Source organism: Microbacterium sp. (assembly GCF_003248605.1).
GTDB lineage: Bacteria > Actinomycetota > Actinomycetes > Actinomycetales > Microbacteriaceae > Microbacterium.
In genome coordinates, this window is the sequence record NZ_QFPF01000113.1 from 1 (window position 1) to 8,519 (window position 8,519).

The window sequence follows — 8,519 nt, forward strand, 5'->3', positions numbered from 1 at the left end:
TGCGGCGAAGTACGCGGCCGCGGTGGCAGGGGTGGCCTCGGCCGAAGCTGAGGTCATGGCGGTGCTGGCCGAGGCGCAGGCGGTGGGGTTGGAACGGGTCGCGGAGATCCCCCGCTCCGCCGGCCGCGAAGCCGAACTACCCTTGCGGGCACTGGCCGCGGAGCTGGGGGCGTGTGCGCGGCAACCCGATCGTTCGGTACAGCGGCGGATGAACGACGCCCACACCCTCGTGAACCGGTTCGCGGCGTCGTTCGAGGCGCTGGCCGCGGGTGTCGTGTCGGTCGGGCATGTGCGGGCGATCGTGGAACACGGGGTGAAACTCACCGACCCGGAGGTGCGCGCCGCGTTCGAGGTTGAGGCGTTGGAGCGGGCCGCGTCCACCACACCCGGGCGGCTCGGACCGCAACTCGCACGGCTGGTGGAGCAGGTGCAGCCGACGACGTTCGCGGAGCGGCATCAGGTCGCGCGCAAGAGCGGCGGGGTGTGGGTGCGGGACGTCGAAGACGGAATGAGCGAACTCAGACGGAATGAGCGAACTCCTCCTCCGGGGCCCGGCGGTACCGGTGCACGGCATCCACGACATGATCACCCACATCGCCCGCGACGTCCTCAACACCGCACACGCCGCCCAAACCGCGGACGCGGCCGAAGCCGCGGACGCCGCCGAGGTCGAGGGCGAGGACGCCGCCGAGGCCGAGGGTGACGGAGTCCCGGTGGATTCTCGGACCCTGGATCAGGTGCGTGCCGACGTGCTCATGGAGATGGTCCTCACCCACCGCATCGACCCCCAGACCGGTGAAGGGCTCGGCGACGGACACGGCGGACTCGCCTCCATCCGCGCAACCGTCAACGTCACCGTCCCCGCCCTCGCACTCGCCGGCGTGACCGATGACCCCGCAGAGCTCGTCGGACGCACCCCGATTGACCTCGACACCGCGAGGATCCTCGCCGCCTCGGTACCCGGATGGGAACGCGTACTCGCCGACCCCATCACCGGCGGAGTCCTCGCCGTCGACAGATACACAAGATCCGCAGACCTCACCCGACATCTGAGGGTGAGGGATCCGCACTGCAGATTCCCGGGCTGCCGCATGCCCACCCATCGGTGCGATATGGATCATGGTGAGGATTTTGCCCTCGGCGGAGCCACCGACCACAGAAACCTCTGCGCGCTCTGTCGACGACATCACACTCTGAAGGGTGAGACGCCCTGGCGGGTGAAACACCACCCCGGCGGAGTCATCGAATGGATATCCCCCGGCGGACTCCACTACACAGACACCCCACCACCGGTCACCATCGGATTCATGCCCGACCTTGAGGACGCACCCTTCTGAACCGGCGAACTGAGCCTGACGCGGCAAGTCCTGAGCCGGTCGAAGGGCGCACCCTGCTGAGGCACGCCTTCGAGCTCGACGCGGACGCGCTCATTCGTGTCGGCGCCCTCTGGGAAGCTGTTGCCATGTCCCCCTCCGCACCCCCGCCGAGCGCGCACAACGCTAGCGGCGAGAACGCAGACGGCAGCAACGGCATCGGCACCCGCCCGACCCTCGAGAGGCTCGTCGTGGCCGATGCGGCGGCGTGGCGCGCGTGGCTCGACATCCACGAAGACACCTCCGACGGGGTGTATCTCGTGCTGGCGAAGAAGGGCACGACCACACCCACAACCCTCACCTATGCCGAAGCGCTCGACGAAGCACTCTGCAGTGGATGGATCGACGGACGCCGCAACCGCATCGATGATGAGACCTTTCAGCAGCACTTCACGCCGCGCCGCAAGACCTCGATGTGGTCGCAGCGCAACGTCGGCATCGTCGAGGCGCTCATCTCGGAACGCCGTATGCGACCGCGCGGCCGGCGCGAGATCGATCGCGCACAAGCCGACGGCCGATGGGAGCGTGCGTACGCCGGGCCCGCGACGGCCGAGATTCCCACCGACCTCTCCGACGCGCTGGACGCAGCTCCCGCGGCCGCGCAGCGATTCGCGGCCCTTTCCCGCGCCGACCGCTACGCCGCCATCCATCAGGTCGTGACCGCACCGAGCGCCCAGACCCGCGCGACGCGTGTGGCACGGCTGATCGCGGGCTGGCACGCCGAGCCTCCGGCATCCTGAGCCGCAAATCCCGCGGAAAGCGGCCGCCAGCCGCGAGCCGCGACCCGCGCGACGAGCTCCCTACGTCAGACGCCCGTCCCCCGGCCGCGATACGCGCAGCCATCGGTACCCGTATGCATCGATCTCGAGGTCGATGCCTGAGCGCCCGTCGAGCGGCATGCGCTCCGGCCCGAACAGATCCACCAGGCCCGTGCCCTCGGGCTCGGCCGGCAGATCGATGCGCACCGTCGCGGGCACATCGGTGAAGTTGTGCACCGCGACCATCGTGCCCACATCCGCGCTCACGCTGTGCACGAGCACCCCCGGCACGCCGCCGTCGAGGATCGTCAGCTCACCCCAGCCGAGCTCGGGCGAGATGCGGTAGCGCCCGGTGAGGTCGCGGAAGAAGTGCAGCAGACTGCCGCGATCGTTGAGCTGATCGGCCACGTTGACGTGCGCGGGCGCGTATCCGTCCCCGGGTGGCGGCGCGACCAGGCGCGAGGCCGTGGCCGACGAGAACCCGCCCACCGCGCCGTCGGTCCACTGCATCGGCGTCCGCACCACTTGGCGCTTGTCGAGGTCGGCGTTCTCGCCCATCCCGATCTCCTCGCCATAGAACAGCACGGGGGTGCCGGGCAGGCTGAACATCAGGCTGTACGCCATCCGGATGCGACGCGGATCACCCCGCAGCATCGGCGGCAGACGACGCACGATGCCCCGGCCGTACACACGCTGGTACTCCTCGGGCGCGAAGGCCTCGAAGACCTCGGCGCGTTCGTCGTCGCTGAGCTTGTCGAGCGTGAGCTCGTCGTGGTTGCGCAGAAAGTTCGCCCACTGCGACTCACGCGCGATCGCCGGCCGAGCCTGCAGCGCCGCGACCAGGGGTGCGGGGTCGGCCCTCGCGAGCGAGAGATAGATCGCCTGCATCCCCACGAAGTCGAACTGCATCGTCAGCTCATGCGCGTCGTTGCGTCCGAAATAGTCCAGCTGCTTCTCGTACGGCAGATTGACCTCGCCGAGAAGGATCGCCTCGCTCGAGCGGCGCTGCATGAACTGGCGGATGTCGCGCAGAAAGTCGTGCGGATCGCCCATATCGGCACCGGTCGGCACCTCGAGCAGGAACGGCACGGCGTCGACGCGAAAGCCCGAGATCCCCATCTGCAGCCAGAAGCCGATGATCTTGGCGATCTCGTCGCGCACCTTGGGGTTCGCGACGTTCAGATCGGGCTGGTGACGGTAGAAGCTGTGCAGGTAGTACTGGCCGCTGCGCTCGTCCTTCTCCCAGATGCTGTCCTCCTCTCCGGGAAAGACCTCGTTGGGTGCGTGCGCGGGCGGCTCGTCCGTCCACACGTAGTAGTCGCGGTAGGGCGAGTTGACGCTCCGCTTGGCCGAGACGAACCACGGATGCTTGTCCGAGGAGTGATTCACGACCAGATCGACGATCACCCGCATGCCCCGGTCCTTCGCGGTGCGGATCACCTCGACCAGGTCCCCGTGTGTGCCGAGCCGCGAATCCACGCCGTAGAAGTCGCTCACGTCGTAACCGTCGTCGCGGTCGGGAGTCGGATAGAAGGGCATCAGCCACAGCACCGTCACGCCCACCTGCGCGAGGTAGTCGATGCGCTGGGCGAGGCCCTGCAGGTCGCCGATGCCATCGCCGTTCGAATCGACGAACGTCTCGACGTCGAGGCAGTAGACGACGGCGGTCTTCCACCACAGGTCGCTGGTGTCGGTGATCTTCACGGGGTCGTCTCCTCGAGCGCGTCACGAAGGACGGGCAGGATGCGCTCGCCTGCGGCCGCGAGAAACCCTCGCTGATCGCGGCCGACGTGATGGATGTAGACGCGATCGAACCCGAGGCGCACGAGGTCGGCGATCCGGCCAGCGAGGTCGAGCGGATCGTGCGCGACGAGCACAGCTCTGCGCAGCTCGGCCTCGTCCGGGTTCTCGGTGCGCGCGTCGAACTGCTCGGGCTGCTCGAGGTCCCACGCGAGCGGCGGCGAGACGAGGCCGTTGCGCCACTGGTCGTGCGCGAGGGCGTAGGCCTCGGCATCCGTGTCGGCGAAGCTGACATGCACCTGCAGCACGCGGGGGCCGCGGCCGCCGGCGCCGTTGTAGGCCTCGAGCAGAGCGCTGAGCGCCTCGGGGGCCTGCGCGACGGTCGCGATGCCCTCGGCCCAGGCCGCGGCCCACGCCGCCGTCTCGGGCGTCACCGCGGTCGCCAGCAGCGGCGGCGGCACGTCGGGCAGGCTCCACACCCGCGCGCGATGCACCCGCACGAGCCCGTCGTGATCCACCTCCTGGCCCTGCCACAGCCGGCGCATGACGTCGACGCATTCGCCGAGCCGCGCGGTGCGCACGTCCTTCGCCGGCCATTCGTCGCCCGTGACGTGCTCGTTCATCGCCTCCCCGCTGCCGAGCGCCGCCCAGAAGCGCCCGGGGAACATCTGCTCGAGCGTCGCGAAGGCCTGCGCGACGATGACCGGGTGGTAACGCTGACCGGGAGCGTTGACCATGCCGATCGAGAACCGCGTCGTGGCGAGAGCCGCCGCGATCCAGCTCAGCGCGAAACCCGACTCTCCCTGGCGGGTCGTCCAGGGCGCCAGGTGGTCGGAGCACATGGCGCCGTCGAAGCCCGCGGCCTCGGCATCCTGGACGTATCTCAGCAGGTCGCGCGGGGCGATCTGCTCGTGCGAGGCGTGGTACCCGATGAAGACCATGTGCTCCACTGTGGCGGCGCGGCGCGCGGGGCGATAGGGCCGTGCGGCGAGCGGGTGCGTCGGCTACGATGCCGCGGCGCCGGCGGAGGTCTCGGCCGCGACCTCGGACGCAGCCAGGCGCGCCGCGGCGATGCGTTCGTCGAAGGCGGCGGCCTCAGCGAGGTCGGACGACATCTCATCGCCCGCGGTCGCGTGGACCTCAGCGAGATCGACACAGGCGCGCAGGTTGGTCAGGGCTCCGCCGAGACCGGCGGCGAGGGCTTCGGCGGCGACGACGAGGTCGGCCGCGAGACTCGGGTTGCCGATCGCCGCCATCAGATGCAGTTCGTCGACCAGATCGACGCCGACCCCGCCGAGTCTCTGTGACGACACGGCCGCCGCGACCGCCGCACGGCGCAGCAGCGGATCGCGAGCGGGACCGCCCGGGTGCGCGAGCGCCTCCCCCAGCTCGGCCGATCTCACGCCGTCCGCCTCGGCGGCCTCGAGCGCCGCGGCGCGCAGCTCCTGCAGGCGCTGACCGGCAGCATCCGCCCGTTCGTCGCCCCGCGTGTAGGCGGCGACCATGTGCAGCAGCGCCGCGGCGATCGCCATCATGATCCCACTCGCAGCTCCCCCACCGGGCGCCCCCGTCGGTTCGGCGAGGCGGTCGAGCCAGTGCTCGAGACTGATGGTGGGCCGGATGCGGGCGTCGTCGTCCATGCGCGTCACGGTACTCCCGCCTGGGGCAGACTTGTACCCGATGACGCACGCGACACCGTGGATGGAGCGGCACCAGGTGCTGCTGTACGTGGGCGCGCTCGCGCTCGGCGCCGGGTTCGGGATGCTGGTGCCGGCCGCTGCGCGCCCGCTCGAAACCGCCATCACCCCGGTGCTGGCGCTGCTGCTGTACGCGACGTTCCTCGGCGTTCCTTTCGCCGAGATCGGCCGTGCGGTGCGCGACCGGCGGTTCCTCACGACGATCCTGATCGTCAACTTCGTGTGCGCCCCCGCGGTGGCATTCGTCCTGTCGCGATTCGTCGCCGGCGACACCGCGGTGCTCGTCGGGGTGCTGCTCGTGCTCCTCACCCCGTGTGTGGACTACGTCATCGTCTTCACGGGCCTCGCCGGCGGCTCGCGCGCCCGCCTGCTCGCCGCGACGCCGCTGCTCATGCTGGCCCAGATGGTGCTGTTGCCGCTGTACCTGTGGCTCATGGTCGGCGACACGTTCGCGGCATCCCTGGATCTGCGCCCCTTCATCGAGGCGTTCGTGCTGCTGATCGTGCTGCCTCTGGGGGCGGCGGTCGCGACCCAGCTGCTCGCCCGCCGCGTGCGATGGGCGAGGCGAGTGGATGCTGCCGTCACCGCCGCCATGGTGCCGCTCATGATCGCAACCCTCGCGATCGTCGTCGCCTCGCAGGTGCACGCCGTCGCCGGCTCGTGGGCCGTGCTCATCGCCCTCGTGCCGCTCTACGCGGCGTTCGCCGCGATCATGGCGGGCGTCGGAGCCGTCGCGGGTCGCGTCGCGCGACTCGATCGACCCGGCCGCACCGCCGTGGTCTTCAGCGGCGTCACCCGCAACTCGCTCGTCGTGCTGCCCCTCGCCCTCGCCCTCCCCGCGGGCTTCGCCCTCACACCACTGGTCGTGGTCACCCAGACCCTCGTCGAGCTGCTCGTCATGGTGACGATGGTCTGGGCCGCGACGCGGCGACCTGCGACCCAGCCCCTCAGTCCCCGATGACTCAGTCCCACACGATCACGGGTCGTCCGCTCATCTCGATGACGTGCGCGGGAGTCTCGTAGAGCGCCGAGAGATTCGGGGCGGTGAGCACCTCGCCCACCGGGCCGTGGTGCACGACCCGGCCCGCACGCATCGCGACGATGTCGTCTGCGAAGCGACCGGCGACGTTGATGTCGTGCAGCACGACCACGATCGTCATGCCGCGTTCGTCGGCGAGCCGACGCAGCAGCTTCATCAGCGCGACGCCGTGCCGAGGATCGAGGTTGTTGAGCGGCTCGTCGAGCAGCAGATGGTCGGTGTCCTGCGCGAGCGCCATCGCGACGAACGCACGCTGCCGCTGACCGCCCGACAGCTCGTCGAGAAAGCGCCGTCGGACGGCGCCCAGGTCGAGCAGGTCGAGCGCGTTCTCGACGAGTTCGCGATCGTGAGGCGTGCGTCCCGAACCCCCGTGCGGAAAGCGACCGTAGGCGACGAGATCCTCGACGCTCAGCCGGATCGCGAGATGGTTGTCCTGACGCAGGATCGCGAGGCGGCGCGCGAGCACCCGCGACCTGGTGTGGACGACATCGAGCCCGTCGACCGTGATGGCCCCGGCATCCGTCGCCGAGAGGCGCCCGATTCCGGCGAGCAGGGTCGACTTGCCCGCCCCGTTGGGGCCGATGATCGCCGTGACGCCGGGACGCACCTCGAGCGAGACGTCGTCGAGTGCCACGAGGGAGCCGTGGCGTTTGACGACCGATTCGGTCACGATCATGTCAGCGAGCCCTTCCGGTGAGCACGAGCAGGATGAAGAACAGACCGCCGACGAACTCGATCACGACCGGCAGCTCCGTGCCGAAGCCCAGCACCCGATCGAGGATCAGCTGCCCGCCGACGAGCGCAACCACGCCGATCGCGATCGATGCCGGGACGCTCCGCAGATGCCGGTGGCCGACGGCCCCGTAGGCGAGGTTGGCGACGATGAGCCCGAAGAACGTCACCGGCCCCACGAGCGCGGTGGATGCCGCCACCAGTGCCGAGATGACGACGATCACGTGCATCACGACGCGCCGGTGCTCGACGCCGAGCGAGACCGCCGTGGTCTCGCCGAGCGAGAGCACGTCGAGTTCGCGGCGGATCGGCCAGAGCGAGGCGAGGGCGACCGCGACGAGCACCGCGGTGGGCACGAGCAGTTCGCGGTCGACCGAGGTGAAACTCGCGAACGTGAGGTCCTGGACGATGGCGAACGTGTCGGGGTCGAGCAGTCGCTGGATGAACCCCGTCACCGAGCGGAACAGCACCCCGAGGATCAGCCCCGCGAGCACGATCACGTGCAGGTCGAGGCGCCGGCGCTGGAAGAGCCACCAGTACAGCAGCACGATCGAGCCCATCATGAGCACGAGCTCGACGCCCCACGACGCGAGCGGCGGGGCGCTGACCAGGAGCGCCGGCCCGATCGCGAAGGCGACGACCGTCTGGATCGCGAGGAACACCGCGTCGAAGCCCATGATGCCGGGAGTGAGGATGCGGTTGGCGGTGATCGTCTGGAACAGCACCGTGGCCGCCCCGATCGCCGCGGCGGCGATCACCATGCCCGCGACGGTGCGCCAGCGCAGGCCGAGCGCGTACTCCCACTTTCCGGGCAGGTCGGTGAACAGGAACGCCAGGCACACGCCGACGGCGAGGGCGGAGAGCACGAGCAGAGCGATGCGCGGCGTGCGCACGGCGGCGACGGCACGGGATGCTGCGCTGCGCACGGGTGCGCTCATCGGGCACCGCCCCGCATGAGGCTGGCGCGACGCGTGCGACGGGGGCCGACAGCATCCACCTGTTTCGCCGTGCCGAGGAGCAGCCAGAGGAAGACGATGCCGCCGAGCACGCCCATGACGAGCGAGAGGGGGATCTCGAAAGGGAACCGCACGAGGCGTCCGATGATGTCGCACAGCAGCACGATCGAGGCGCCGAGCAGTGCCACGAGCGGCACGGCGCGGCGCATGTTGTCGCCGATGAG

General features: G+C 70.0%; 9 protein-coding genes and 1 pseudogene. 4 read left to right on the top strand and 6 right to left on the bottom strand.

The window, feature by feature from the left end:
* Positions 1–31 precede the first annotated feature (31 nt).
* From DI573_RS14760 to DI573_RS12655, 3 genes and pseudogenes are all read left to right on the top strand, one after another.
* Positions 32–511: pseudogene (locus DI573_RS14760) on the top strand (DUF222 domain-containing protein); the annotation flags it as partial.
* Positions 512–527: 16 nt separating this feature from the next.
* Positions 528–1,337 carry an HNH endonuclease signature motif containing protein gene (locus tag DI573_RS12650; protein ID WP_292814868.1) on the top strand — a complete coding sequence of 270 codons (810 nt, stop codon included), beginning with the start codon at positions 528–530 and terminating at the stop codon, positions 1,335–1,337.
* 125 nt (positions 1,338–1,462) lie between these two features.
* On the top strand, positions 1,463–2,113 hold the full coding sequence (locus DI573_RS12655) for a YdeI/OmpD-associated family protein (protein ID WP_363331367.1): 651 nt from the start codon (positions 1,463–1,465) through the stop codon (positions 2,111–2,113).
* A 60-nt stretch (positions 2,114–2,173) separates the two neighbouring features.
* Here the strand turns inward: DI573_RS12655 and DI573_RS12660 are convergent, their stop codons facing one another.
* The 3 genes from DI573_RS12660 to DI573_RS12670 all read right to left on the bottom strand — a co-directional run bounded on the left by DI573_RS12660 (position 2,174) and on the right by DI573_RS12670 (position 5,511).
* Complete coding sequence (locus DI573_RS12660; RefSeq protein WP_292814871.1) at positions 2,174–3,835, bottom strand: alpha-amylase family protein; 1,662 nt, start codon at positions 3,833–3,835, stop codon at positions 2,174–2,176.
* Entirely contained in the window at positions 3,832–4,812 is a 981-nt protein-coding gene (locus DI573_RS12665) for a TIGR03885 family FMN-dependent LLM class oxidoreductase (protein ID WP_292814874.1), read from the bottom strand. The genes DI573_RS12660 and DI573_RS12665 overlap by 4 nt, the downstream gene beginning before the upstream one ends.
* Before the next feature lie 63 nt (positions 4,813–4,875).
* Positions 4,876–5,511 (bottom strand): cyclodeaminase/cyclohydrolase family protein, encoded by a 636-nt coding sequence (locus DI573_RS12670; RefSeq protein WP_292814877.1) that lies wholly within the window; start codon positions 5,509–5,511, stop codon positions 4,876–4,878.
* Between the two features lie 40 nt (positions 5,512–5,551).
* Between DI573_RS12670 and DI573_RS12675 the strand changes: the two genes are divergently transcribed.
* Entirely contained in the window at positions 5,552–6,529 is a 978-nt protein-coding gene (locus tag DI573_RS12675) for a bile acid:sodium symporter (RefSeq protein WP_292814880.1), read from the top strand.
* A gap of 1 nt (position 6,530) precedes the next feature.
* Here the strand turns inward: DI573_RS12675 and DI573_RS12680 are convergent, their stop codons facing one another.
* From DI573_RS12680 to DI573_RS12690, 3 genes are all read right to left on the bottom strand, one after another.
* A complete protein-coding gene (locus DI573_RS12680) occupies positions 6,531–7,283 on the bottom strand; it encodes an ATP-binding cassette domain-containing protein (protein WP_292814884.1) in 753 nt (250 codons plus the stop codon).
* Position 7,284: 1 nt separating this feature from the next.
* A complete protein-coding gene (locus DI573_RS12685) occupies positions 7,285–8,277 on the bottom strand; it encodes an iron chelate uptake ABC transporter family permease subunit (protein ID WP_292814886.1) in 993 nt (330 codons plus the stop codon).
* Positions 8,274–8,519 (bottom strand): iron chelate uptake ABC transporter family permease subunit (locus DI573_RS12690; protein ID WP_292814889.1); only part of this gene is annotated, 246 nt, incomplete at its 5' end. The genes DI573_RS12685 and DI573_RS12690, both read right to left, overlap by 4 nt.

Excerpts from the sequence above, each read along its gene's own strand:
- DI573_RS12650 (WP_292814868.1), top strand. The coding sequence starts at position 528 with ATGAGCGAACTCCTCCTCCGGGGCCCGGCGGTACCGGTGCACGGCATC.
- DI573_RS12655 (WP_363331367.1), top strand. The coding sequence starts at position 1,463 with ATGTCCCCCTCCGCACCCCCGCCGAGCGCGCACAACGCTAGCGGCGAG.
- DI573_RS12665 (WP_292814874.1), bottom strand. The coding sequence starts at position 4,812 with ATGGTCTTCATCGGGTACCACGCCTCGCACGAGCAGATCGCCCCGCGC.
- DI573_RS12670 (WP_292814877.1), bottom strand. The coding sequence starts at position 5,511 with ATGGACGACGACGCCCGCATCCGGCCCACCATCAGTCTCGAGCACTGG.
- DI573_RS12675 (WP_292814880.1), top strand. The coding sequence starts at position 5,552 with ATGACGCACGCGACACCGTGGATGGAGCGGCACCAGGTGCTGCTGTAC.
- DI573_RS12680 (WP_292814884.1), bottom strand. The coding sequence starts at position 7,283 with ATGATCGTGACCGAATCGGTCGTCAAACGCCACGGCTCCCTCGTGGCA.
- DI573_RS12685 (WP_292814886.1), bottom strand. The coding sequence starts at position 8,277 with ATGAGCGCACCCGTGCGCAGCGCAGCATCCCGTGCCGTCGCCGCCGTG.